The organism is Chromobacterium haemolyticum DSM 19808, assembly GCF_000711885.1.
Taxonomy (GTDB): Bacteria; Pseudomonadota; Gammaproteobacteria; order Burkholderiales; family Chromobacteriaceae; genus Chromobacterium; species Chromobacterium haemolyticum.
In genome coordinates this window covers 16,432-41,364 of sequence record NZ_JONK01000004.1, presented here as the reverse complement: position 1 = coordinate 41,364, position 24,933 = coordinate 16,432, and the positions used below count along the sequence as shown (strand labels likewise).

At 63.9% G+C, this 24,933-nt stretch carries 24 protein-coding genes; 13 read left to right on the top strand and 11 right to left on the bottom strand.

Annotated features, from left to right (window positions below; genetic code table 11):
• The first annotated feature begins 26 nt into the window (after nt 1–26).
• The 6 genes from modA (at nt 27) to BR71_RS02205 (ending at nt 5,643) form a co-directional block, all read left to right on the top strand.
• Nucleotides 27–755 carry a molybdate ABC transporter substrate-binding protein gene (gene modA, locus BR71_RS02230; RefSeq protein ID WP_043632156.1) on the top strand — a complete coding sequence of 243 codons (729 nt, stop codon included), beginning with the start codon at nt 27–29 and terminating at the stop codon, nt 753–755.
• A complete protein-coding gene (modB, locus tag BR71_RS02225; RefSeq protein WP_043632153.1) occupies nt 752–1,426 on the top strand; it encodes a molybdate ABC transporter permease subunit in 675 nt (224 codons plus the stop codon). The genes modA and modB overlap by 4 nt, the downstream gene beginning before the upstream one ends.
• 169 nt (nt 1,427–1,595) lie before the next feature.
• Nucleotides 1,596–1,859, top strand: coding sequence for a hypothetical protein (locus tag BR71_RS02220; RefSeq protein WP_019101887.1), 264 nt, complete (start codon nt 1,596–1,598; stop codon nt 1,857–1,859).
• A 182-nt stretch (nt 1,860–2,041) separates the two neighbouring features.
• Nucleotides 2,042–3,508: a flagellar filament capping protein FliD gene (gene fliD, locus BR71_RS02215; RefSeq protein WP_162179185.1), complete on the top strand. Its 1,467-nt coding sequence runs from the start codon at nt 2,042–2,044 to the stop codon at nt 3,506–3,508.
• Between the two features lie 93 nt (nt 3,509–3,601).
• A complete protein-coding gene (locus tag BR71_RS02210) occupies nt 3,602–4,300 on the top strand; it encodes a FadR/GntR family transcriptional regulator (protein ID WP_043592880.1) in 699 nt (232 codons plus the stop codon).
• A 71-nt stretch (nt 4,301–4,371) separates the two neighbouring features.
• Nucleotides 4,372–5,643 carry a CynX/NimT family MFS transporter gene (locus BR71_RS02205; RefSeq protein WP_052370275.1) on the top strand — a complete coding sequence of 424 codons (1,272 nt, stop codon included), beginning with the start codon at nt 4,372–4,374 and terminating at the stop codon, nt 5,641–5,643.
• A 208-nt stretch (nt 5,644–5,851) separates the two neighbouring features.
• Here BR71_RS02205 and BR71_RS02200 read toward each other — a convergent pair whose 3' ends face one another.
• Genes BR71_RS02200 through BR71_RS02190 form a run of 3 tightly spaced genes read right to left on the bottom strand, consistent with a single transcriptional unit; the run spans nt 5,852 to nt 9,613 of the window.
• Nucleotides 5,852–6,376, bottom strand: coding sequence for a DUF2946 family protein (locus BR71_RS02200; protein WP_043592832.1), 525 nt, complete (start codon nt 6,374–6,376; stop codon nt 5,852–5,854).
• 55 nt (nt 6,377–6,431) lie between these two features.
• A complete protein-coding gene (locus BR71_RS02195) occupies nt 6,432–8,924 on the bottom strand; it encodes an ABC transporter permease (RefSeq protein ID WP_043632142.1) in 2,493 nt (830 codons plus the stop codon).
• Nucleotides 8,921–9,613 (bottom strand): ABC transporter ATP-binding protein, encoded by a 693-nt coding sequence (locus BR71_RS02190; protein ID WP_043632139.1) that lies wholly within the window; start codon nt 9,611–9,613, stop codon nt 8,921–8,923. The genes BR71_RS02195 and BR71_RS02190 overlap by 4 nt, the downstream gene beginning before the upstream one ends.
• A gap of 2 nt (nt 9,614–9,615) precedes the next feature.
• Here BR71_RS02190 and BR71_RS02185 point away from each other — a divergent pair, with 2 nt between their 5' ends.
• Nucleotides 9,616–10,215, top strand: a complete 600-nt coding sequence (locus tag BR71_RS02185; RefSeq protein ID WP_043592837.1) for an arylesterase — start codon at nt 9,616–9,618, stop codon at nt 10,213–10,215.
• A 342-nt stretch (nt 10,216–10,557) separates the two neighbouring features.
• On the opposite strand, the gene BR71_RS22675 is transcribed toward BR71_RS02185, so the two are convergent.
• The 6 genes from BR71_RS22675 to BR71_RS02155 all read right to left on the bottom strand — a co-directional run bounded on the left by BR71_RS22675 (nt 10,558) and on the right by BR71_RS02155 (nt 16,850).
• On the bottom strand, nt 10,558–11,790 hold the full coding sequence (locus BR71_RS22675) for a GGDEF domain-containing protein (protein WP_141113294.1): 1,233 nt from the start codon (nt 11,788–11,790) through the stop codon (nt 10,558–10,560).
• Nucleotides 11,787–12,989, bottom strand: a complete 1,203-nt coding sequence (locus BR71_RS22670) for a GGDEF domain-containing protein (protein WP_052370274.1) — start codon at nt 12,987–12,989, stop codon at nt 11,787–11,789. The genes BR71_RS22675 and BR71_RS22670 overlap by 4 nt, the downstream gene beginning before the upstream one ends.
• A gap of 139 nt (nt 12,990–13,128) precedes the next feature.
• Nucleotides 13,129–13,743 (bottom strand): peroxiredoxin, encoded by a 615-nt coding sequence (locus BR71_RS02170; protein ID WP_019103359.1) that lies wholly within the window; start codon nt 13,741–13,743, stop codon nt 13,129–13,131.
• A 290-nt stretch (nt 13,744–14,033) separates the two neighbouring features.
• Nucleotides 14,034–15,827, bottom strand: a complete 1,794-nt coding sequence (aspS, locus tag BR71_RS02165) for an aspartate--tRNA ligase (RefSeq protein WP_043632136.1) — start codon at nt 15,825–15,827, stop codon at nt 14,034–14,036.
• A gap of 84 nt (nt 15,828–15,911) precedes the next feature.
• Complete coding sequence (locus BR71_RS02160; protein ID WP_043632133.1) at nt 15,912–16,580, bottom strand: DUF502 domain-containing protein; 669 nt, start codon at nt 16,578–16,580, stop codon at nt 15,912–15,914.
• A gap of 6 nt (nt 16,581–16,586) precedes the next feature.
• A complete protein-coding gene (locus BR71_RS02155) occupies nt 16,587–16,850 on the bottom strand; it encodes an FmdB family zinc ribbon protein (RefSeq protein ID WP_019103356.1) in 264 nt (87 codons plus the stop codon).
• A gap of 265 nt (nt 16,851–17,115) precedes the next feature.
• On the opposite strand from BR71_RS02155, the gene fabI reads away from it, so the two are divergent.
• Genes fabI through BR71_RS02140 form a run of 3 tightly spaced genes read left to right on the top strand, consistent with a single transcriptional unit; the run spans nt 17,116 to nt 19,990 of the window.
• Nucleotides 17,116–17,892, top strand: a complete 777-nt coding sequence (gene fabI / locus BR71_RS02150) for an enoyl-ACP reductase FabI (protein WP_043632752.1) — start codon at nt 17,116–17,118, stop codon at nt 17,890–17,892.
• Between the two features lie 11 nt (nt 17,893–17,903).
• Nucleotides 17,904–18,839 carry a phosphate acetyltransferase gene (locus tag BR71_RS02145; protein ID WP_043632128.1) on the top strand — a complete coding sequence of 312 codons (936 nt, stop codon included), beginning with the start codon at nt 17,904–17,906 and terminating at the stop codon, nt 18,837–18,839.
• Nucleotides 18,836–19,990, top strand: coding sequence for an acetate/propionate family kinase (locus BR71_RS02140; protein ID WP_043632121.1), 1,155 nt, complete (start codon nt 18,836–18,838; stop codon nt 19,988–19,990). The genes BR71_RS02145 and BR71_RS02140 overlap by 4 nt, the downstream gene beginning before the upstream one ends.
• Nucleotides 19,991–20,074: 84 nt before the next feature.
• Here BR71_RS02140 and BR71_RS02135 read toward each other — a convergent pair whose 3' ends face one another.
• On the bottom strand, nt 20,075–21,127 hold the full coding sequence (locus BR71_RS02135) for a phospholipase A (RefSeq protein WP_043632116.1): 1,053 nt from the start codon (nt 21,125–21,127) through the stop codon (nt 20,075–20,077).
• Nucleotides 21,128–21,213: 86 nt separating this feature from the next.
• Nucleotides 21,214–21,477 (bottom strand): 30S ribosomal protein S20, encoded by a 264-nt coding sequence (gene rpsT / locus BR71_RS02130; protein ID WP_039756090.1) that lies wholly within the window; start codon nt 21,475–21,477, stop codon nt 21,214–21,216.
• 126 nt (nt 21,478–21,603) lie between these two features.
• Between rpsT and murJ the strand changes: the two genes are divergently transcribed.
• From murJ to queF, 3 genes are all read left to right on the top strand, one after another.
• Nucleotides 21,604–23,139 carry a murein biosynthesis integral membrane protein MurJ gene (gene murJ / locus BR71_RS02125; RefSeq protein ID WP_043632113.1) on the top strand — a complete coding sequence of 512 codons (1,536 nt, stop codon included), beginning with the start codon at nt 21,604–21,606 and terminating at the stop codon, nt 23,137–23,139.
• A gap of 2 nt (nt 23,140–23,141) precedes the next feature.
• Nucleotides 23,142–23,909, top strand: a complete 768-nt coding sequence (locus tag BR71_RS22665; protein ID WP_052370272.1) for a CPBP family intramembrane glutamic endopeptidase — start codon at nt 23,142–23,144, stop codon at nt 23,907–23,909.
• 63 nt (nt 23,910–23,972) lie between these two features.
• A complete protein-coding gene (gene queF, locus BR71_RS02115; protein ID WP_043632109.1) occupies nt 23,973–24,812 on the top strand; it encodes an NADPH-dependent 7-cyano-7-deazaguanine reductase QueF in 840 nt (279 codons plus the stop codon).
• Nucleotides 24,813–24,933 lie beyond the last annotated feature (121 nt).

Genomic DNA, 24,933 nt, shown 5'->3' with positions numbered 1-24,933 from the left:
CCTCATACCCTGTCAGGAAGCAGACCATGCCGCGCAAAGTCTTGAGCTTGTTGCTGTTGCTGTCCCCGCTGTTCGCCGCCGCCGACACCGTCACCGTGGCGGTCGCCAGCAATTTCCAGCAGACGCTGGACAAGGTCGCGGTGGAGTTCAAGGCAGCCAGCGGCCACGACATCAAGGCTAGCGGCGGCGCTTCCGGCAAGCTGGCCGCGCAGATCCGCCAGGGCGCGCCGTTTGACGTGTTCCTGTCCGCGGACGACGAACGCCCTGCCGAATTGCTGCGCGACAAGATAGGCAAACCCGACAGCCGCTTCACCTACGCCATCGGCAAACTCGCGTTATGGAGCAAGCAGCGCGACGACGCGGGCGAAGCCGCGCTGCGCGGCGGCAACTTCAACAAACTGGCCATCGCCAACCCGGCGGCCGCGCCCTACGGCCGCGCCGCGATGGAAACCCTGACCGCGCTGAAGCTCGCCGACGCGCTCAAGCCCAAGTTCGTCACCGGCGACAATATCAGCCAGACCATGCAGTTCGCCCAAGTCGGCGGAGCCGACTTCGCCTTCGTCGCTTACGCGCAATTGTTGGAGCAAGGCATCTCCAAGCACTACTGGCTGGTGCCCGCCAAGCTGCATCAGCCCATCCGCCAGGACGCGCTGCTCGTGCGCGACACCCCGGCGGCCAGGGCCTTTCTCGCCTTCCTCAAGGGCGACAAGGCGCGCGCGCTGATCAAGAAAGCGGGCTACGACTTCGCGCAATGACGGCTTCCGAATGGGCGGCCATCGCCCTCACGCTGCGGCTGGCCGCCATCAGCACCCTGATCCTGCTCGTGCTGTGCGTGCCGCTGGGCTGGTGGCTGTCGCGCACGCGCTCCCGCCTCAAACCGGTGATAGAGGCCGGCGCAACCTTGCCGCTGGTGCTGCCGCCCACGGTGCTGGGCTTCTATCTACTGGTGGCCTTCGGCCCGCATGGTCCCATCGGCCAGCTGACCGCCTGGCTGGGCTGGCCCGGCCTCGCCTTCACCTTTCAGGGGCTGATCATCGCCTCGGTGCTGTATTCCCTGCCCTTCGTGCTGCAGCCGCTCATCGTCAGCTTCAACGCGGTGCGGCGCGAGGAAATCGAAACCGCGATGATGCTGGGCGCCAACCGCTGGCAGCGGCTGACCCGCGTCATTCTGCCCAGCTGTCGTTCCGGCGTGCTCGCCGCCGCCAGCATGGGCTTCGCCCACACCGTGGGCGAGTTCGGGGTGGTGCTGATGATAGGCGGCAATATCGAAGGGGAAACCCGGGTCATTTCCATCGCGCTGTACAACCATGTTGAGCAGGCGGACTACGCCAGCGCGCACCGTCTGGGGCTATTGCTGGTCTTGTTCGCCTTCTCCACCCTGGCCCTGGTTTATCGTCTCAACGCGCGTCAGCGCCGCTACGACTGAGAACCTGTTCGCGCTTTGACCCCTTGTCGATTTTGCTAACGATACTGATATCTATTGATGCAAGCCGTTACATGACGTCAACAAAATGCAGTGTTCATGCGCTATAACTTGGAGTATCGTTTTTCTCGCCCGTCATGGGACCGACAACCCGCCCTACTAAGGATGAATCATGCGCAAATACCTGATGATCGCTGTTCTGGCCCTGACTTCCGCCAACCTGGCGCTGGCTGACGCCGCCTGCGACGCCAAAGCCGCCGAGAAAAAACTGGCCGGCGCCGCCAAGAGCAGCTTCCTGAAGAAATGCGAGAAAGACGGCGCCGCCGCCAACGCCCAAAAAAGCTGTGACGCCAAAGCCGCCGAGAAGAAACTGGCCGGCGCGGCCAAGGCCAGCTTCGTGAAGAAATGCGTGAAGGACGCGGCCCCGGCCAAGTAAGTCTCCTTCCCGGCGGCCTGTCCGCCGGGACAGCCCGCTCACCGGCAAATCCCTGATTCTTCACCTACACTGAGAGGTGGCAACAGGGATTCTGCGGGTGAGCCATGGCAAACAATATCCTCGGAAATTACAATCCGCTGTTATCGCTTTTCGGCAATAACAATCAACTCTTGAGCGGTTTATTGGGCTCATCTCCCATTGTCCCGCTCATCCGCAGCGGCAACAGCTCGCAAAGCGCCGGCACCGATCCCAATGTGGTGCTGATTTCCGGGCTGGGCCAATTGCTGTCCAGCCTGAATATCTTCCAGGACAGCCTGCAGCAGATTTATTCCCCATACGCGGTCAACAATTCCATCAGCGGCAGCAGCAGCAACCCGTCGGTGGCCCGCGTTTCCACCGCCGCCGGCGCGCAAAACGGCAATTACAGCGTATCGATCTCGCAGCTGGCGCAGGCGCACAGCGCAGTCACCGCCTTTACCTTGCCGGACACCAGCAGCACCGCGGTGGGCAGCGGCACCCTGACCATCAAGACCGGCAGCTACGCCTACACCTCGCCCACCTCGGCCACCAGCTTCACTCCCAGCGGCAGTTCGGCCACGCTGTCCATCAACAACGGCACGCTGTCCAGCATCGCCACCGCCATCAACGGCTCCGGCGTCGGCATGGTGGCCAATATCGTGCAGAACGCCTCCGGCAATTATCAGTTGCAGATCAGCGCTGCCCAGACCGGCACCAGCAACAACTTTCAGATCCTGGTCAGCGATAACGACGGCAACAATACAGACCAAAACGGCCTGTCCCGTCTCGCTTTCGACCAAACCCAGGCGGTGGGCAGCGGCCAGAACCTGACCCAGACCCAGGCCGCGCAAAACGCCAACTACCTGATCAACGGCGCCTCCGGCTCCAACGCCGGCAACAGCGGCATCTCCTTGGGCTCCTCGGTGTCGATGGACTTGCTGTCCACCGGCAGCACCAATATTTCAGTCAAGCTGGACCTGAACGGCCTCAACGGACAGGCGCAATCCCTGGCCGACGCTTTCAACACTCTGCAAGGCAGCCTGAACGCGCTGCTGGTCAGCGGCGGCCTGCTCAGTCGCGACCCTATCGCCAAACAATTGGCCAGCAGCATGAACCAGCAGGCCAGCGCCAGTTACAGCAACGGCAGCTCGCTGCTGGTCAAGCTGAACCAGATCGGCCTCAACTTCCAGTATCCGCAACAGTTCGGCCAGATGGGCAGCCTCAGCCTGAGCAACAACAGCCTGCAAAGCGCTTACAGCAGCGACTCCCAAGGCGTGGCCAACCTGCTCTACACCGCCGCCAGGGCATTGAACTGGCTGGCCAATAGCTACGCTTCCTACGGCAACGGCACCATCCCGCAAACCCTGACCGCCTTGCAGAAAATGCAATTCAGTCAACAAATACGACAATCCGCCACTCCGGCTTCCAACACCATTCCCGCCAATCTCTCCTCCTTGACGGTCAATCAGTCCGGCTCCATCCAACTGAGCGCGCAACAGATCAGCGCGCTGTCGCTGTACGCGATGGTCTACTCCCTGGGCGCGCCCTATGCGGTCAGTGCCCAGATTCTGAACAACGGCCTGGGCCTGTCCAACAACAATAGCGGCAACGGCATCTCCACTTATGCTTAAGTAATATTTGCTATTTGTTTTCCACTTAGCATTGTCGGTGCCGTATTGTCCCGTTAAAATTCATCGGATGATTGGATGAATCAGGAGCAAGTCATGTCGGCGCTTCCCTATAAACGCTCGCTAGTCGACATTGCGGTGGAGAACATCGCCAAGCGGCTGGCGGACGGCGATTGGCCGTTAGGCGCGCGCATTCCCACCGAGCCGGAACTGGCGGAACAGTTGGGCGTCAGCCGGAACACGGTGCGCGAAGCCGTGCGGGTGCTGCTTTACGCCGGCCTGCTGGAAGTGCGCCAGGGCGACGGCAGTTATGTGCGCGCCACGGTCAACCCCGGCGACGCCATGCGCGCCATCAGCCGCGCCAGCCTGCGCGAACATCTGGAAGTGCGCTGCATGCTGGAGGAAAACGCCGCGCGGCTGGCCGCCAGCCGCTGCCCGGAAGCGGATCTCAGCGCGATAGCGGACGCGCTCGCGCGGCGTGGAGAGCGGCTGCCGCAGGAGCCTCTGGAAAACTTCATCGAACGAGATCTGGAATTTCATCTCGCCGTCGCCAACGCCAGCGGCAACCAGGCACTGGCGGAACTCTACGCTTATTTTTCGCGCGCGGTGCGCCAACACGTGCAGCAATCCATCCTCGATGAGGCCCTGCCGGACCCTGACCTCGCCGCCCACCACGCCATTTACGAAGCCATCCGGCTGCGCCGGCCGGACGAGGCCGCGCGCGCCGCCGCCGCCATCACCCGCCCCCTGCTGGAGGCGCTGGACCGCTTGCTCAATCGCTCCGCCGCGGCTTGAGCCAGATTCGAGTCGGCCCCCTGGCGCGGGGAGCCCGCTCCGACAACAACAAAAGCGCAGAAGGAAGACCCATGTCCACCTCCAAATCCGTGCCGGATCATTTGCCGGTCGAAGACACGCTGATCGACGCCGAGATAGACGACGCCGGCGTGCAAAGCCAACGTCCCGCGCTGCACCGTCCCTGGCTGTTGCTGCTGGGCCTGATCCTGGTCGGCGTCAATCTGCGGCCGGCGCTGTCCAGCCTGTCCCCAGTGCTGCGCGATGTCGCCGCCAGCCGCGGGCTCAGCGGCCTGATGGCCGGCCTACTCACCACGCTGCCCGTGGCCTGTCTCGGTCTTTTCGGCCCCTTGGCGCCGCGGTTGGCCCGCCTCTGGGGCAGCGAAAAAACCATCGCGCTCATCCTGGTGACGCTGGCGCTGGGCATTTTGCTGCGCACTCAGTTCGGTCAATTCGGCCTGTTCGCCGGTTCAGCCTTGGCCGGCGCCAGCATCGGCGTCATAGGCGTATTGCTGCCCGGCATTGTCAAACGCGACTTCCCCGCTCAGGTCAGCCTGATGACCGGGGTCTACACCATGGCGCTGTGCCTGGGCGCGGCGCTGGCCGCCGGTCTCACCGTGCCGGCCATGCGCTGGATGGGCGACAGCTGGCAAGGCGCGTTGGCGATCTGGGCAAGCCCGGCGCTGCTGGCCTTGCTGGTGTGGTGGCCGCAAACGCGGATCCGGCAGGCGTCCCATCACGGTCAATGGCTGGTGCGCGGCTTGCTGCGCGATCCCTTGGCCTGGCAAGTCACCTTGTTCATGGGTTTGCAGTCGTCGATGGCCTACATCGTGTTCGGCTGGCTGCCGTCCATCCTGATAGACCGCGGCGAGACCGCGCTGCACGCCGGCCTGCTGCTGTCCATTTCCATCATGGTGCAGGTGGTGTCCTCGCTGCTGGTGCCGGCGCTGGGACAGCGCTGTCGCGACCAGCGCCCGCCGATCGCCGTCACCGTGGCGCTGGTGATCAGCGGCCTGCTCGGCATGCTGTTCGCGCCGACAGACAGCCTGCTGTTCTGGGCGGTGCTGCTGGGTCTGGGCCAAGGCGGCCTGTTCAGCATGGCGTTGAGCCTGCTGGCGTTGCGCTCGCCGGATCCCCATGTGGCCGCTCATCTGTCCGGCATGGCCCAGGGCGTCGGCTATGCGCTGGCTTCTCTCGGTCCGCTCAGCGTAGGCCTGATCCGCGACCAGACCCACAGCTTGTGGCCGCTGGGTCTGTTGTTCACGCTCATCTCCGCCGCCACCTTCGCCATGGGCATGTTGGCTGGGCGCAAGCGTCTGGTGCAGGTGGAGTCGCGTCCGCTCTAAGAGCTTGTTCAAAGTCTGCTGCGCTTCGTGGAGCGTTGCACGGTGAGTACAAGCTCAAAATGCTCATGTACGCCATGTACATTCGGCGTTCTCAGCCGTTTTCGCCTTGTTTCGCCCTTGTTCGCGAGATCGTAAACAGGTTCTAAGCCATCCGCGGACCAAACAAAACCCCGGGCAAGCCCGGGGTTTTGTTTGACGGTGAAACGGCTCAGCCTTTGGGCCGTCCGACAATGCCGTAACGCAGCCACAAATCCGGCAGGCTCTCCTTCCCCAGCGGAATCGCCGCCTTGCCCAACGCCAGCCTGTCCGGCAACGAGGCCATGTCGCCGTCCCAGCCCGGCGCCCCTTCTTCCAGCACCGCGGCCAGGTCGCGGTCATCCACCGCCGCCAGCTCGCCGCCGATCTCGATCAACAACATGCCTTCCGGCGTCAGCCAGGCGGAGCGCGCCGGCACGTCGTCGTCGTACGGCAGCGTGCTCCAACCCGACGGAGTGCGCCGCGCCACCAGCGGCGCGGCGTCCAGCGTCACATAGACTTTTTGCGGCCCGTTCTGCACATAACAGCGCCCCAGACCGTCGCGGCTGTAGTTGCGGCCAAAAAACTCGGTCATCGCCTCATGCTGCAAGCGCTCGTCCTTGATCCACCACTGGCCGCGCGCGTCCAGCCGCAACCAGCCAAACACGGCGGGCACGTTCGGCCACTTGGCCATTGCCGCCTGTACTATCGCATCCATCATGCGTCTCCTTGCGGGTTTCGCCCCGCTTGACTCTCAGCTTTGACCATCAAACTCAAATCGCTCTCAACACCGCCATCGGCGAAGTCCGGGTCACTCTCCCGACGAGCGGCCAACCGGCCACCACCACCACTAGCGCGCCACAGGCGATGCCGGCGGGCAACAGCCACGGATTGAACACCAAGGGCAGGTTGAACAATTTGACCGAAGCCAAAGCGCCGATGCCCATCGCGCCCAATGCCGCCAATAAACCGGAAAACGCGCCCAGCCAGGCCAGTTCCGCCAGCACCACGCTGCGCACCTGCCGCCGCGACGCCCCCAGCGCCCGCATCAGACCGACATCGAACAGCCTCTCGTCGCGAGTGGCCGCCAGCGACGCCCACAACACCAGCACGCCGGCGGCCAAGGCCAGGCCGAACATGGCCTCGATGCCGCGCGACAGCTTGTCCATCATCGCCCTCACCTCGGTCAGGATCGCCCCGACGTCGATCACGGTCAGATTGGGAAACTCGCCCACCAGGCGATTGACGAAATCCTCGTCCGCCGCCTCCAGCCGGAAGCTGGTGATCCAACTGGCCGGCTGCTGACTGAACTGACCGGGCGTGCCGATCACGAAGAAATTGACGCGGAAGCTGTCCCACGGCACTTCGCGCAAACTGGTGACCTTGGCGCGGTAAGCGGTGCCGGCCAGATCGAAAACCAGCGTATCGCCCAGCTTGATGCCCAAAGTGCCGGCCAGTTCCCGTTCCACCGAGAACTGCGGCGGAATCCGTTTCTGAACTGGCCACCACTGGCCCGCCGTCAGCTTGTTGCCCGGCGGCAACTCATCGCGCCAAGAGAGGTTGAACTCCCGCTCGGCCAAGCGCCGCGCGCGTTCGTCCTCATACGCGGATGGCCGTACCGGGCGCTCGTTGATCGCGATCAGCCGCGCCCGCACCATGGGCGCCAATTCAGGCGCCGCGCGTCCCTCCGCGGCGAAGGCGTTGCGCACGCCGTCGAGCTGGTGGCGCTGAATATTGATGACGAATTTATTCGGCGCGTCCGCCGGCACGCTGCGTTGCCAGGCGCCGATCAGGTCGTCGCGCACAATGGTCAGCGTCAGCAAGGCCATCAGGCCCACCGACAAGGACACGATCTGGATCACCGCCAGCCAGTGGCGGCGGGCGATATTGGCGATGCCGAAGCGCCAGCCCACGCGGCGTCCGCGCGGCAGCCGCCGCATCAGATAGACCACGCCCAGCGCCAGCGCGCCCACCGCGGCGAAGAAACCCAGCATGCCGGCCAGCAGCCAGCCGGCCACAGCCAGGTCGCCAACTTGCCAGGCGGCCAGGCCCAGCAGCGCCACCAGGGCCAGCAAGGGCGCCAGCAGGCCCTGACGCGTCGGCGTCAATTCATCGCGCAGCACCGCCGCCGGCGGCACGTCGCGTATGCCCATCAAGGGCGGCAGAGCCAGGCCGGCCAGCAACACCAGCGAGGCCAACGGCCCCACCAGCCAGGTCAGCCAGCCCGGATCCGGCAGAATCTCGCCGACATAACCGCTGGCGAGCCGCATCAGCGCCAGTTGCACACCGAAGCCGCCGGCGGTGCCCAAAGCGCCGGCCAGCAGCCCCAACAATAGAAACAGGCTGACGAACAAGCCCCACACCTCGCCCGCCGTCAGACCCAGGCAGCGCAGCACCGCCACCTGCTGCCAATGGCGCGCCAGGTAACGGCGAACCACCAGCGCCACCGCTGACGCGGCCAGCGCCACGGTCAGCATCGCGGTCAGGCCGAGAAAGCGCCGCGCGCGCTCCAGCGCTGTGCGCACCTCCGGCCTCGCCTCCTCGACGTTTTCCAGCCGCGCGTCTTTGGGCTTGGCCTTGTCCAGCCACTGGCGGAAATCGGCGATGCCGCGATCGTCGCCGGCGAACATCAAGCGCCACCGCGCGCGGCTGCCTTCCTGGATCAGGCCGGTGGCGGCCAGGTCGGCGCGGTTGAACATCAGCCGCGGCACGAAGTTGTACAAATCCATCGCGCCGTCCGGCTCGCGGATGATTTCGCCGGCCAGCCGCAGTTGCGCGCCTCCCACGCCCAGGGTGTCGCCCAGCTTCAGCTTCAAGCGCCGCATCAGCCTGGCGTCGGCCCAGGCAGTGCCCGCGGCCGGTCGCAAGCTGCCGCTGGCGATGCGGCCGTCGGCCAGCCTCACGCTGACTTCGCCGCGCAGGGGATAGTTGTCGCTGACCGATTTATACGTGGCCAAAGCCGCCTGGCCGCCGGAAAACACCATGGAAGGAAAGCTGATGTTGTCGGCCAGCCGCAGGCCCCGCTTCTCCGCCTCGCGGCGGATAGGCTCCGACGCCGGCTGATTGCCGTTGAGCACCAAGTCCGCGGCCAGCAGCTGCGTGGCCTGGGTGGTCAGCGCGCGCTCTACGCGGTCGGAGAAAAAGGCCACGCTGCTCATCGCCATCACCGCCACCACCAGAGCCAGGGCCAGGATGGTGAGCTCGCCGGACACCAGTTCGCGGCGGATGAAGCGCAACACCAAGGTTAAGCGGCCGGCGAGAGTCATGAGCGCGCCCCGTTGAGCTTGCCTTCCACCAGCCGGTAGATGGCGTCGCAGCGGCTGGCCAGCTCGGTGTCGTGGGTGACCAGCACCAGAGCGGTGCCCTGCTCGGCGTTGAGCTGGAACAGCAGATCGATGATCTGGCGGCCGCTGTGCGGGTCCAGATTGCCGGTGGGCTCGTCGGCGAACAATAGCCCGGGGTGAATGACGAAGGCGCGCGCCAAGGCGACTCGTTGCTGCTCGCCGCCGGACAAGTGGCGCGGATAATGGCCCAGCCTATGGCTGAGGCCGACGCGGTCCAGCATCTGGCGCGCCGCTTCGCGCGCGTCGGCGCGGCCGGCCAGCTCCAGCGGCAGCATCACGTTTTCCTGCGCGGTCAGTTGCGGCATCAGCTGGAAATTCTGGAACACGAACCCCACCTTGTCTCTGCGCAGCAGCGCGCGCGCGTCTTCGCTCAAGCCGGACAAGGCTTGGCCAAACAAGGACACCTCGCCGCCGGACGGATGATCCAGACCCGCCAACAGGGACAACAGGGTAGACTTGCCGGAACCGGAAGCGCCGACGATGGCCACGCTCTCGCCCGGATACAGGGTTAGCGTGGCGCTGCGCAGGATGTTCAGCGGCTCGCCGTGGAAATGCACCTGCTTGGCCAGCTCGCTGGCCGACAACACCGCCTGAGTTTCAATTGGATTCATTTATGCGCTCGATACTAAGCAAAGTTCTACTTTCCGCCGGCCTGTGCCTGCTGATGTTGCCGGCGTCCGCCGCCACGATATTGGTATTCGGAGACAGCCTGTCCGCCGGTTACGGCCTGTCTCCCGGCCAGGGCTGGGTCAGCCTGCTCGCCAAGGAGATGGGGGCGAAGCACCGCATCGTCAATGCCAGCATCTCAGGCGAAACCACCGCCGGCGGCCTGGCCAGGTTGCCAGACGCACTGGCGCGCCATCGTCCGGACATCGTGGTGCTGGAGCTGGGCGCCAACGACGGGCTGCGCGGCCTGCCGCTGGAGCAGATGCGCGGCAACCTGTCCAAGATGATCGCCTTGGCCAAACAAAGCAAGGCCAAGGTAGTGCTGGTGGGCATGGCCCTGCCCCCGAACTATGGCCCGCAATACGGCGCCGAGTTCCGCAAAGCCTACGCCGACTTGGCCAAACGCGAGCGCCTCTCCTTCGTGCCCTTGCTGGTGGCCGGCTTCGAGGCCGATTTGTCCCAGTTCCAACCGGACGGGCTGCACCCTGTCGCCGCCGCCCAGCCCGCGATGATGCGCACGGTCAAGGCCAAGCTGCCGCTGAGCTGAAACACCTCCCGCGCGGCGGTTTTCCGTTGCGTCGGGACATTTGCGGCGGCGACTGTATTAGAGCCTGTTCAAAATCTCGCGAGCAAGAGCGAGACAGGACGAAAACGGATGAAGAAGCGGAGTGTACACACGGTGCATGAGCATTTTGAAGCGGTTTTCAACGCCGTATCGCCGCGGCGCAGCAGACTTTGAACAAGCTCTAAGAGCCTGTTCACGATCTCGCGAGCAAGAGCGAGACAAGGCGAAAACGAGCGAAAAAGCGGAATGTACACGTGGTACATGAGCATTTTGAGCTTGTTTTTAACGCCGTATCGCCGCAGCGCAGCAGATCGTGAACAGGTTCTAACCCCGCTCCGGCTCAGCGTCCCACACGCACACCCGGTTGCGACCGGATGCTTTGGCCCGGTACAAGGCGGCGTCCGCCTGCAGCAAAGCCTGCTGGCTGCCGTTCAGTGGCGGCTGGCCCGCCACGCCGATGGACACCGTCTGCGCGTAGCCGTCGGGTAATCCGTCCAGTTGAGCTTGGGCCAGGCGCAGCCTGACCGCCTCCATCTTCTCCGCCAGCCTCTCAGGCGCCAAGCCAGGGGCCAGCACCACAAACTCCTCTCCGCCATAGCGCGCCAGCGTCATCCAGCCCTCCAGACAGGAGGCAATGAGCTGCGCCGCCTGCTGCAACACCTGGTCGCCCACCAAATGGCCAAAGCGGTCGTTCACTTGCTTGAACTCGTCCAGATCCAACATCGCCAGGCTCCAGACCGCCTCGTTGGACTGATCCAGTTCCGCCATCCGGCAACGCAAGGCCCGCTGATTCAAGCAGCCGGTCAACACGTCGGAGTCCGCCAGCAGATTCATCTGCTCAGCCGCCTGCTGCAACATCTGCCTGCGCTGCTCCAGCAGTTCCCGCTTGGCCGCGCTTTCCGCGTACAGCGCTTGCAGGCAGCGCAGCACCACCGCATTGCGCTCGCGCAGTCTCACGGTGTCGCGCAGCAGGGGATTGAAGCTGGACAGGAATTCCCACTGCACCAGGATGAAGATCACCGCGCCCACCAGCAAAGCGCTGTACAGCAAAGTGCCCTCGCAGTGGAAACGATACAGCGGGTATATCCAGTAACCGACGAAAAACGTCAGGTGCAGATCGCGGCACGGGGCCAGCAGCAGGCAGACCGCGGCGAAGCCGCCGGCTAGCCACAGCACCACCACGATGCGGTAAGGCCCCTCCGTCTGGGGAAACATGAACCACATCATCATGCTCCACACCAGCGCGCTGAACAGCATCAACTGCCGCAGCGCCTGATAATGCCGGAACACTTGATCCTGGCTATGCGCGTCACGGCGAAAACGATAAACCAGGCGCGCGAACAGCAACTGCATCAGCAGGAACATCCCCACCCAGCTCAAGATGCGCCAGCCGGGCGCATGCCCGAACATCAGCAGACCAAATAGCGGGATGGCGATGAAAGACTGCAGAATCGAAAGCTGGAGCATGGAAACGAACTGACGCACCAATTCCGCCTCCAACTGCGGATGAGGCGCTTGCCAGGGAAACGGCATCAGAATGCCCAGTCTCCGCCTCACGCCTCGCCCTCTCTCGCCAGGCAGACGCGGTCGCGCCCCTGCGCCTTGGCTTGATACAGCGCCTTGTCCGCCTGTTGCAGCAGACTCAGCGGGTCCACGCCCCGCCGCCAGGCGGCCACGCCGCAGGACAAGGTCACGGGCAAGTCGCCGGTCAGACGCCGCCAGTCCCAGCCACCCACCTTGCCGCGCAGCGCCTCCATGCGCCGGTTCAACTCAGAGCCGCTGCAGGCAGGCGCCAGCAGCAGGAACTCCTCCCCGCCGTAACGGCCGAACAGCTCGCCATCCACCAGCGCCTGCTGCGCCAGCGCGCACAGCTGTTGCAACACCTCGTCGCCGCGCGCATGGCCGCAACTGTCGTTGATGCGCTTGAAATGGTCCAGATCGATGATGGCGATGGCGAAAGGCGCGCCCTGGGTTTCCGAATGTTCCAGCAAGCGCTCCATTTCCCGCATCAAGGAGCGCATGTTCAACACGCCGGTCAAGGGATCGCGCGAGGCCAGCTCGCTGATGCGCTCCACCGCCCCGTCCAGTTCTATGTTTTTCTGCTCCAGCATCGCGTTGTAACTATCCAACTGCGCCTGCTCCAACGTCAACTCTCGCATCAGGCTGGCGTTTTCTGCGCGCTGTCCCATGGACTCCAGCGCAAAGCGATGCAACAAAGAGGTGAACAACGTCAGCGACAGGCAATAGACGAGGCCGGAAGCGCCCACCCAGCGCAGCACCGGCTCCGGAGAGAGGAACAGACGCAGCAGCAGCAAGCCCCAGAGCGGACCGACGAAACCATAAAACAGCTCACGGCGCGCCGACAGCATCGCGCCTTGCACCGCGCTGACCGCAATGCCCCACAGCACCACGATCAGACTATATGTCAGATCGTCTCCAGGCATCAGAATCCAGGCCGCGGCGCCCCAGCCCGAGCCCGCGGCGACGATCTGCGCTGAGAAGCGCCGATACAAGGCGGCGATCTGCCAATCGTCGTGTTCGGGGCAGCGGCTGGCGCGCCAAGTGGTGCCCCACAAGCTCAGCAGCAGCAGGCTAAAAAGCAGCAGCCACAGCAAGGCGGCCGCAAGCGGCGCCCTCCCCCATTCCAGGCCGGTCAGCAAGGCAGCGCCCAACAAGGCGTGCGGCACGGACAGGTGGGTGGAGCGCATCACATGCAGCATGGTGTAGCTGTCCAGCTGGCTGATCGGCAGAGACATGGCTCGGGCCTGTCATTATCTTGGTAGCTTATTGTTAGTTATAGCGAGCAATGCGCCAAGTCGGCCAAGGCCGCGCAATAAAAAGCCCCGCGGGCCAAGGCGCGCGGGGCAGGGTTGGACGCAATCCGTTTACGACGGATTACAGGTCCTTGGCGTTTTCAGCCAGGTAGGAAGCCACGCCTTCAGCGCTCGGCTTCATGCCTTTCTTACCCTTGTTCCAACCCGCCGGGCATACTTCGCCGTGCTCTTCGGTGAACTGCAGCGCGTCAACCATGCGCAGCATTTCGTCGACGTTGCGGCCCAGCGGCAGGTTGTTCACCACTTGGTGCTGCACCACGCCGGAGCGGTCGATCAGGAAAGAGCCGCGGAAAGCGACGCCGCCATCGGCTTCAACGTCGAAGGCCTTGCACAGTTCGTGCTGGATATCGGCCACCAGGGTGTAGCCAACCTGGCCGATGCCGCCTTTTTCCACCGGGGTATTGCGCCATGCGGCGTGAGTGAACTGGCTGTCGATGGACACGCCGATCACTTCCACGTTCTTGGCTTTGAAGTCGGCCAGACGGTGGTCGAAAGCGATCAGTTCGGACGGGCACACGAAGGTGAAGTCCAGCGGGTAGAAGAATACTACCGCGTATTTGCCGGCGGTAGCTTGCTTGAAGGAGTAGTTGTCAACGATCTGACCATCGCCCAGCACGGCGGAGAAGGTTTTCGCGCCATCGAAGAAGGGGGCTTGTTTGCCAACGAGTACGGCCATTGCGGATCTCCTTAAAGGTCTTGGTATGACTGCGCTTCCCTGATCGGGCGTCGGGAAACGCGGCGGAATGCGAGGCTTTATAAATCAGGCCCGCCAACATCGGCAAATTGTAAATCCATATCGTTGCGATAAAGTTTTGCAATGCCGGCCCGGCAGGCGCTCGCGTCAAGTATGAGGCTGCTGTTAGATTGGGCCAAAAGCGCAAGGTTCAAGCCAAGGCCGTCAAGAGCCTCAGAATGAAAAACGGCCGCTGCTTGCGCAACGGCCGTTATCGTCGGATCAAACCAGCATCAAGCGGACGGCTCGGCCTTCTGGCGCAGACGCAGGTTCAGTTCGCGCAGTTGCTTGTCGTCCACCGCGTTGGGCGCGTTGGTCAGCAGGCACTGAGCGCGCTGGGTTTTCGGGAAGGCGATCACGTCGCGGATGGACTCCGCGCCGCACATCAGCGTCACCAGGCGGTCCAGACCGAAAGCCAGGCCGCCATGCGGCGGCGCGCCGAACTTCAGGTTGTCCAACAGGAAGCCGAACTTGTTCTGCTGCTCTTCCGGGCTGATTTTCAGCGCGCCGAACACTTTTTCCTGGATGTCGGCGCGATGGATACGGATGGAGCCGCCGCCGATTTCCCAGCCGTTCAGCACCATGTCGTAGGCGCGCGCCAGGCAGGCGCCCGGATCGGTGGCCATCAGATCCTCGTGGCCCGGCTTCGGGCTGGTGAACGGATGGTGGCAAGCGGTCCAGCGATCGTCGTCCTCGTCGTGCTCGAACATCGGGAAGTCCACCACCCACAGCGGACGCCATTCCTTGACGAAGTAGCCGTTGGCCAGGCCGTGTTCGTGGCCGATCTTGATGCGCAGCGCGCCGATGGCCTCGTTCACCACCTTGGCCTTGTCCGCGCCGAAGAAGATGATGTCGCCGTTTTGCGCGCCGGTGCGCTCGATGATGGCTTTCAGGCCGCCCTCGGACAGAAACTTGACGATGGGCGACTGCAGGCCTTCTTCCGTCGGCTTGCTGGCGTCGTTGACCTTGATGTAGGCCAGACCCTTGGCGCCGTAGATTCCGACGAACTGGGTGTAGTCGTCGATTTCCTTGCGGCTGAGGCCGGAACCGCCCGGCACGCGCAGGGCCACCACGCGACCGCCCGCCATGTCGGCCGCGCCGCGGAACACCTTGAACTCTTCCGACTTCATCACATCGGTCAGTTCGGTGAATTTCAGATCCACGCGCATGTCCGGCTTGTCGGAGCCGTAGTAGAACATCGCGTCGGCGTAAGTCATGCGCGGGAACTGCGGCAGCTCCACGCCCAGCACGTCGCGGAAGATCTCCTTGGTCATGCCCTCGGTGATGTCCATGATCTCATCCTCGTTCAGGAACGAGGTCTCGATATCGATCTGGGTGAACTCCGGCTGACGGTCGGCGCGCAGGTCTTCGTCTCGGAAGCACTTGGTGATCTGGTAGTAGCGGTCAAAGCCGGCCACCATCAGCAATTGCTTGAACAGCTGCGGCGATTGCGGCAACGCGAAGAATTCGCCCGGATGCACGCGGGACGGCACCAGGTAATCGCGCGCGCCTTCCGGCGTGGAGCGGGTCAGCATCGGGGTTTCGATATCGATGAAGCCCTGCTTGTCCAGATGGTTGCGCACGCCCATCGCCACCTTGTAGCGCAAGCGCAGGTTTTTCTGCATCGCCGGGCGGCGCAGATCAATCACGCGGTTGGTCAGGCGCACGTTCTCGGACAGGTTTTCGTCGTCGATCTGGAACGGAGGCGTGGCGGCGGCGTTGAGGATTTCGATTTCCTTGGCCAGGATTTCGATCTCGCCGGAAATCATCTTGCTGTTGGCGGTGCCGGCCGGACGCTCGCGCACGATGCCGGTGATGGACAGCACGTATTCGCCGCGGCTGCTGTCGGCCAGCTGGAACGCTTCCGGGGTGTCCGGATCAATCACCACCTGCACCAGGCCTTCGCGGTCGCGCAGGTCGATGAAGATCACGCCGCCATGGTCGCGGCGGCGGTGAGCCCAGCCCTTCACGGTGACGGTCTGGCCGAGGTATTTCTTGTCAATAAGTCCGCAATAGTCGGTACGCATTTGGGTAAACCCTTTTATTCAAATTCGTTGAGGCTTCCCCGCCCGGGGGAAAGAAAGGCGTTAAGGGCTAGACAGGGTGTCGGTCTAGCCCTGCCGATTATGTTCGTCGTTCAGGCGCGGACGCTGGGCGGCCGGCGGCGGATTCGGCGCCACCATGCCCATGGAGATCGCGTATTTCAACGCTTCGTCCACGCTCATGTTCAAGTTGCGGGTGTCCTTCTTGGCCACCATCACGAAATAACCCGAGGTCGGGTTGGGGATGGTGGGCACATAGACCCCGATGAACTCGTCGTCGGACAAGGATTCGGACACGACATCAGGCAGCGGGCCGGTTTGAAACGCCACCGTCCACATGCCGGAATGAGGAAACTGGACCAGCAGCGCCTTTTTGAAGGCCTGGCCGGAATCGGACAGCAAGGTGTCGCTGACTTGCTTGACGCTGTTGTAAATGCTCTTCACCACCGGAATGCGGGACAGCAGCGCGTCCCACATATCCAGCACGCGCTGGCCCAGCACATTGGCGGCCAACATGCCGGTGCCCAACAGAATCATCACCGACAGCACCACGCCCAGGCCCGGCAGATGGAAGCCGAGCAAGGCCTCCGGCTGCCATTCCTGCGGCAGCAGGTTCAGCGTCTGGTCCAGCGAAGTGACGATCAGGTTCAACACCCACAGCGTCACGGCCAGGGGCAACCACACCAGCAAGCCGGTGACCAGATAGCCCTTTAGCGTCATTTTGATTTGCGGCGTCATTGGGGTTTACGCGCACCCACAGCCAGTGCCGCAACTATGCCCGCCGCCGCTGTCCGAAGACGCGCTGTCGGAGGATGCGGAGGATGAGCCGCCCTTGAAGTCCGTGGCGTACCAGCCGGAACCTTTCAACTGGAAGCCGGCCGCGGACAGCTGCTTGCGATACTCGGCGCTGCCGCAGGCAGGGCATTGAGCGATCGGCTCGTCGCTGAGTTTTTGCAGGTGCTCTTTGGCGACGCCGCAGGCGCCGCAACGGTATTCGTAGATTGGCATAGCTTTGCTTCCCCACCAGTAATCATGATGGCATAATAAACCGAACTCATGCTGCACTGCACTATCCGAGCGAGAACTTCCGCTCGGCATGCCTAGTCGGACAGATGCGGACGAAGTGCCTCGAGATCAAGCCTTCGTTCCCGCCAAATCGTCGATTATATCCGACTGAATCGTCAATACAAAAATCCCTTTGCTTCATTAGCCCGCAATACTGCCCTGCAACCCTACAAATCCCGGAGGTCACATGGTTTACCAAGAGGGTCAGATGGAAAGCATTCGCAACATTCTTGCCGGCAAGAAAGGCCTGATCGTCGGCATCGCCAATGAGAACAGCATCGCCTACGGCTGCGCCAGCGTATTACGCGACCTTGGCGCGGAGTTCGCCGTTACCTACCTGAACCAGAAAGCGGAAAAATACGTGCGTCCGCTGGCCGACCAACTGGGCTCGCCGCTGGTGCTGCCGCTGGACGTGGAGCAGCCCGGGCAGATGGAAGCGGTGTTCGAGGCGATCCGCCAGCAATGGGGCAAACTGGATTTTGTCATTCACTCCATCGCCTTCTGCCCCATGGACGACCTGCACGGCCGCGTCACCGACTGCTCGCTCGCCGGTTTCCAGCAGGCGATGCGCGTGTCCTGCTATTCCTTCATCGAAATGGCCCGCTTGGCAGAGCCTTTGATGATTCAGGGCGGCAGCCTGATCACCATGAGCTATTACGGCGCGGACAAGGTGGTGGAGAACTACAACATCATGGGCCCGGTCAAGGCGGCGCTGGAAAGTGTATCGCGCTACCTGGCCAGCGAACTGGGCGCCAAGAACATCCGCGTGCACGCGGTGTCTCCCGGCCCGCTGCGCACTCGCGCCGCCTCCGGCATCGCCCATTTCGATCAATTGATCGAGGACGCCATCGCGCGAGCGCCGCAGAACCGCCTGGTGGAAATCGAAGACGTGGGCACCACCTGCGCCTTCCTCATCTCCGAAGCCGCCCGCGGCCTGACCGGTCAAACCATCTATGTCGATGGCGGCCATCACATCAAGGCCTGAGGGAGCACGCCATGACTCGCGACGAACATGCTTTTTCCGACATCCTCCAACAGGCCGTTGGCCTGGGCCCGCTGCCGATGGCCGTGGCCCACCCCTGCAGCCGCGAAGCGCTGCTGGGCGCGGTGGAGGCAGCCGACCACGGCATCGCCACTCCCATTCTGGTCGCCCCCGCCGCCAGGCTGGCCAAGTTGGCCGACGAACTGGAAGTGGACCTGAAGCGCTTTGAGCTGGTCGACGTGCCGCACAGCCATGCCGCCGCCGAACAGGCGGTGACCCTGGTGCGCGAAGGCTACGCCGACATTCTGATGAAGGGCAGCCTGCACACCGACGAATTCATGGGCGAAGCGCTGGCGCGCGGCACCGGCATCCGTACCGACCGCCGCATCAGCCACGTTTGGATCATGAAGGTGGAAACCTATCCGCGTTATCTGTTCATCACCGACGCCGCGATCAATATCGAGCCCGACCTGCTGACCAAGCGCGACATCTGTCAGAACGCCATCGACCTGACCCAGGCGCTGGGCATTTCCCAGCCCAAGGTGGCCATCCTGGCGGCGGTGGAAACCATCAATCCGGCGATGCGCTCCACACTGGACGCCGCCGCGCTGTGCAAGATGGCGGATCGCGGCCAGATCACCGGCGCCATCCTCGATGGCCCGCTGGCCTTCGACAACGCCATCTCGCGCGAAGCCGCCGACAGCAAAGGCATCGTCTCACCGGTGGCCGGCGACCCGGACATCCTGCTGGTGCCGGACCTGGAAGCCGGCAATATGCTGGGCAAGCAGCTGACCTATCTCGCCGCCGCGGCTTCCGCCGGCATCGTGATGGGCGCGCGCGCGCCCATCGTGCTGACCAGCCGCGCCGACGACGCCACCGGCCGCCTCGCCTCCGCCGCGGTGGCCAACCTGCTGGCGCACAAACGCCGGCAAAGCGGGCCCCGCTCATGAGCCGGGTACTGCTCGCCGTTAACGCCGGTTCCTCCACGCTTAAATTCCGCGCCTTCACCTCGGATGGACGCCAGTTGCTGGCGCGCGGCATGGTGGACCGCTTTGGCCAGACCAAGCCGGAACTGCAATTGCTGGACGGCAAGGGCCAGACGCTGAGCCGCCACGCGCTGGACGACGGCAGCCGCGGCAGCGCCATCGCCGCGGTGATCAACAGCCTGGCCGATCAGCAGCTGGAGCCGCTGGCCGTGGTGCACAGGGTGGTGCACGGCGGCGGCCGCTTCACCGCCGCGCTGCGGCTGGACGCCGACATTCGCGCTCAGCTGGAGGACTATGTGGCGCTGGCGCCGCTGCATCAGCCGGTCAGTCTGTCCGTGATCGCCGCCTTCGAGGAGTACGACGCCCGTTTGCCGCAGTTCGCCTGCTTCGACACCGCCTTCCACGCTCAGCAGCCGGAAGTGGCCACCCGCTTCGGCATCGCCCGCCACTGGCACGACGACGGCGTTCGCCGCTACGGCTTCCACGGCCTGTCCTACGCCGCCATCGCGCGGCGGCTGCCGGAACTGGGCCTGGACCGCGCCAAGGTGGTGGTCTGCCACCTGGGCAGCGGCGCCAGCGCCTGCGCGCTGGACGCCGGCCGCAGCATGGCCTCCAGCATGGGCTTCTCCGCGGTGGACGGACTGATGATGGGCAGCCGTCCCGGCTACATCGACCCTGAAGTCATTCTCTACTGGCAGGAACAGGCCGGCATGAGCGTGGCCGATGTGCGGCGCGAGCTGTATAAGAACTCCGGCCTGCTAGGGGTCTCCGGTCTCTCGTCCGATATGCGCGAACTGCTGGCCAGCGATTTGCCGGCGGCGCGCGAAGCCATAGAGCTGTTCTGCTATCGGGTGGCGCGCGAGGTGGCCAGCCTGGCCGCGGCGATGAAGGGCCTGGATGCGCTGATATTCACCGCCGGCGTGGGCGAGCACTCGCCGGAGGTGCGCGGCCGAGTGCTGCAACAGCTGGCCTGGCTGGGCTTTGAAGCCGACCAGGCGGCCAACCTGGCCCAGGCCAGGCGGCTGACCACCGCCGCCAGCGCGCGCGCCGCCTATGTGCTGCCCACCGACGAGGAGGGCGAGATGGCGCGCCAAGCGGCCGCGCTGCTGCAATAAGCGCAGGGCCCGCCCATGGGCGGGCCGCTCACATTCTTTCCAGCAGCCGCGCAGCGGACTCCAGCCCCGGACAGCTCGCGAGGCTCACTCCAACCAATCGCTCATCGTCAGGCCAATGCCCAGCGCGCGAGTGCGCACGTTGTAGTCGATCAGGCTTTCGCCGTAACCGTCGAAAGCCTGCACATACCCCCTCAACTTGCCCTTCACCGGGAAACTCCAGTCCAATTGCAGGCCGTGCTTGCCGCTGTCGAAATTAGGCCGCCACAAGGCGCTGAAAGTCTGGCCGCGATATTGGTAGATCGCCTGCAGATCGCCGTGCCCCATGTATTTCACGATATCCGGGTTGTCGTCCTTGTCGCCGGATTCCGGCAGCCGCGCCCACCAGCGTCCTTGCAAGGTAAACGGACCGTTGTCCAGCGCCGCCATCGCGTACACCCGGTTCCAGCTGCGCGACAAGGGATTGGCTCGGCCGTTGGATTGATGCAACAAACCCAGGCCGCCCATGCGCAGCCGGGTGTCGCCCCAGGCCCAGGCGGACGGCAACGGGAAGGTCAGGATCAACTCCGGTTCGTAGTCGGTGCCGCGGAACGGCGCGGAATGCGCCTGGTTGTAGATTTGCCAATGCGATTGCTGGGTGTAGGCGAACCACAGGTTCAGTGGGGTATCGAACATGTCTTCCCACACCTTGGTCTTGAACGACAGCTGGAACTTGGCCTCGGTCTTGTCCAGATGCCCGCCCGGCGTCTGACTGGGCGAACGGGTTGGCGATTGCGGCTCGTTGTTGGGCCTGGCCATCTGCCAGACCGGCAGATAGTAATTGGGGCGGTACAAGCGGAAACCGAATGTGTCTCCACGGGAGCGGCCGTCCAGATCCCATGCCTCGGCCAACCGGCTGGGCGCCGGCGCCGCATCCGGCGGAACGCCGCCGGCCGAAACCTGCCGCTCCTGAGACGGAACGGCGGGGGAAGGCAAGGCCGCCGCCGCGGGCTGGCCGGCAGCTAGTCCGTCATAGCAGGCCAAACGCAGCTTGGCGTCCGCCAGGCGGCCGCACTCGGCCAGTTGCTGCGGCAGCTCCGCCGCCAAGGTCTGCGCCGCGCACAAAGCCAGCGCACATGCCGTCCATCCAGACATAGCCATGCCTCCCCCAGGGAAATCAATGCGCCAGACACACAAAAGGCTCCGCGATGCGGAGCCTTTGCGTATTCTTCAGCTCTGGGCTGTGATCAGGCCATGGCCTTGATCTGAGCCGACAGACGGCTCTTGTGACGAGCGGCCTTGTTCTTGTGGAACACGCCCTTGTCAGCAATGCGGTCAATCACTTTTTCGGAAGTGTGGAACACTACCTTGGCAGCGGCTTTATCGCCGGCTTCAACTGCCTTGAGCACTTTCTTAACTGCAGTACGGAATGCAGTACGCAGGCTGGCGTTGTGCGCGCGCTGCTTAAGGGCTGTGCGTGCACGCTTGCGAGCTTGTGCGCTGTTAGCCATGAATCTTTCTCCTGATGAGCGGAATCTGAAACCCGCGATTCTAAGCCCTAAACTCAGGTTTTGCAACAATAAACCTGGCGGCGTACACTAGCGGGCCTGCTCAACGCTAGATAAACCACCCGCAACATGAATCTGCTCAAGGCTCTGGCTGCTGTCAGCAGCATGACCATGGTGTCCCGCATCCTGGGCCTGGTCCGCGACACCATCATCGCTCGCGTTTTCGGGGCCGGCATGGCCGCCGACGCCTTCAACGCCGCCTTCAAGATTCCCAACATGCTGCGCCGCCTGTTCGCCGAAGGCGCGTTTTCGCAAGCTTTCGTGCCCATTCTGGGCGAATACAAGAACCAGCGCAGCGAAGAGGAAACCCGCGAATTCGTCGCCAAAATCACCGGCGTGCTGGGTTCGGTGCTGCTGCTGGTCACCGCCGTCGGCATGCTGGCCGCGCCTCTGATCATGTGGATATCCGCGCCCGGCTTTTACCGCGAGCCGGCCAAAGCGGCTCTGTTCGCCGACATCCTGCGCGTGTCCTTCCCTTATATTTTCTTCATTTCGCTGTCGTCCATGACCGGCAGCGTGCTCAACAGCTGGGGCAAGTTCTCGATTCCGGCCTTCACGCCCACCTTTCTCAACCTCAGCTTCATCGTGTTCGCGCTGTTCTTCAGCAGCCACTTTGATCCGCCCATCATGGCGCTGGCCTGGGCGGTGTTTGTCGGCGGCCTGGTGCAACTGGTGTGGCAGCTGCCCTTCCTAAAACAGATAGGCATGCTGGCGCGCCCGGTGTTCGCCTTCCGCGACCCGGCGGTCTGGCGCGTGATCAAACAGATGGGGCCGGCCATTTTCGGCGTGTCGGTCGCGCAGATCTCGCTGCTGATCAACTCCACCTTCGCCTCCTTTCTGCCCACCGGCAGCGTGTCCTGGATGTATTACGCGGACCGGCTGATGGAGTTCCCCTCCGGCGTGCTGGGCGTGGCGCTGGGCACCATCCTGCTGCCCTCTCTATCCAAACACGCGGCCACCCGCTCCGACGGCGAGTTCAGCGTGCTCTTGGACTGGGGCATCCGCCTGTCGTTGCTGCTGGCGGTGCCGGCCACTGTGGGCCTGGGCCTGTTGTCCGGCCCGCTGCTGGCCACGCTGTTCACCTACGGCAAATTCACCGCCCACGACGCGCTCATGTCGCAGCAGGCGGTGATCGCCTACTCCTTCGGCCTGCTCGGCCTGATTCTGGTCAAAGTGCTGGCGCCTGGCTTCTACGCGCGCCAGGACATCAAAACCCCGGTGCGCATCGCCCTGATCACCCTGTGCCTGACCCAAGTGATGAACCTGGCCTTCGTGTTCCCGCTCAAGCACGCCGGCCTGGCGCTGTCCATCGGTCTCGCCTCCTGCCTCAACGCCGGCCTGCTGCTGCGCGCGCTGCTCAAACGCGGCATCTACCAGCCCTCCGCCGGCTGGGGCGGCTTCCTCGGCAAAATGGCCGTGGCCATCGCCGCCATGGCCGCCGCCTTGCTGGCGCTGCAATGGCTGCTGCCCGTCCACTGGCACGGCCCAGCCTGGCAGCGCGTGGCCTGGCTCAGCCTGCTGGTGACGGCCGGCGCGGTCGTCTATTTCGCCGCGCTGTTCGCGCTCGGCTTCCGCCCGCGCGACTTCATGCGCCGCGAACGCTAAACATGAGCAGCCTGCCGCGCACGCCCTCCCTGACGCCGGCCGACCGCCAGGCCGCGGGCGTGCTGCTGGTCAGTTGCCTGTGCCTGACCCTGCTCTACTACCCCGCCAACCGCTACTGGATGCTGAACTGGCTGCAGCAATCGTGGCCGGCGCTGGGCCTGTCCTTCCGCCAGCAGGTGGTGCACAACCCGGACACCGATCTCTACCGCGCCGCCTATTGGGCGCTGGCCAGCATCGCCAGCTACTGCCTGCTGCCGCTGCTGGCCATCCGCCTGCTGGACCGCCGCCCGCTGGCCGACTTCGGCCTGGCCTGGCCGGACCGCGCCGCCTTGAAAACCGACCTGAAGCTGTTTCCGCTGTTCTACGCGGTGATGCTGCCCCTGGTGTGGTGGGCATCGGGACAGCCGGGCTTTTTGAAGATCTACCCTTTTTTCCGGCTTAGCGCAGGCGAAAGCCTGTGGCCGCACTGGCTGCTGTGGGAGCTGTTGTACTTCGCCCAGTTCGCCGCGCTGGAATTCTTCTTTCGCGGCTATATGGTGCATGGGCTCAAGCCCAGGCTGGGCGTCAGCGCCGTCTTCGTGATGGTGCTGCCCTACTGCATGATCCATTTTGAAAAACCGCTGCTGGAAAGCCTGGCCGCCATTGTCGCCGGCGTCGCGCTGGGCGCGCTCAGCTATCGCTATCGCTCCATCTGGCTGGGCATCGCCTTGCATTGCAGCGTGGCGCTGACCATGGATGTGATGGCGCTGTGGCGCAAGGGCCTGCTTTAAAAAGCGGCTCACGCTCAGCGACGCCGCGGCGATGCCGCTTTGAAAACCGATATAATTCAAGCCATGAACACTCAAGCCATGTCCCCGGAGCAATCGCCTCTGGGCAAAACCGTCAGCTACCAGGACCATTACGCCCCCGGCCTGCTGTTTCCGATCCCCCGCCAAGTCAAGCGCGACGAAATCGGCGTGGACGCCGCCGCGCTGCCATTTGCCGGCGTGGACATCTGGACCGGTTTCGAGCTGTCCTGGCTCAATGCGCGCGGCAAGCCGCAGGTGGGCATCGCCACCTTCCGCATCCCCGCCGACAGCCCCAACCTGATAGAATCCAAATCGTTCAAGCTTTATCTGAACAGCTACAACCAGACCCGGATGGCCGGCCTGGACGCGCTGCGCCGCCAGCTGGCCGACGACCTATCCGCCGCCGCCGGCAAGGCGATAGGCGTCGACATCATGCTGCCGCAAGAGTTTGGCGGCGAAACCATCGCCGAACTGGCCGGCGACTGCATCGACGATCTGGACATCGAGGTGGATAACTACGCGCCCTGCCCGCAGATCCTGCGCGCCGACGCCGACGATGTCGTCAGCGAAACCCTGTGCAGCCATCTGCTGAAATCCAACTGCCTGGTCACCGGCCAACCGGACTGGGGCAGCGTGCAGATCCGCTACACCGGCCCACGGCTGGACCGCGAGGCGCTGCTGCGCTACCTGATAGGCTTCCGCCAGCACAATGAATTCCACGAGCAATGCGTGGAACGCATCTTCACCGATCTGCTGCGCGCCTGCGCGCCCAGCCGGCTCACCGTCTACGCACGCTACACCCGCCGCGGCGGACTGGACATCAACCCCTTCCGGAGCAATTGCGGCGAGATGCCGGTGGGGAATACCCGCACCGCGAGGCAATAAGGTTGTTCTAAGAACCAGTTCAAAGTCTGCTGCGCTTCGTGGAGCGTTGCACGGTGAATACAAGCTCAAAATGCTCATGTACCACGTGTACATTCGGCTTTTTCGCTCGTTTTCGCCTTGT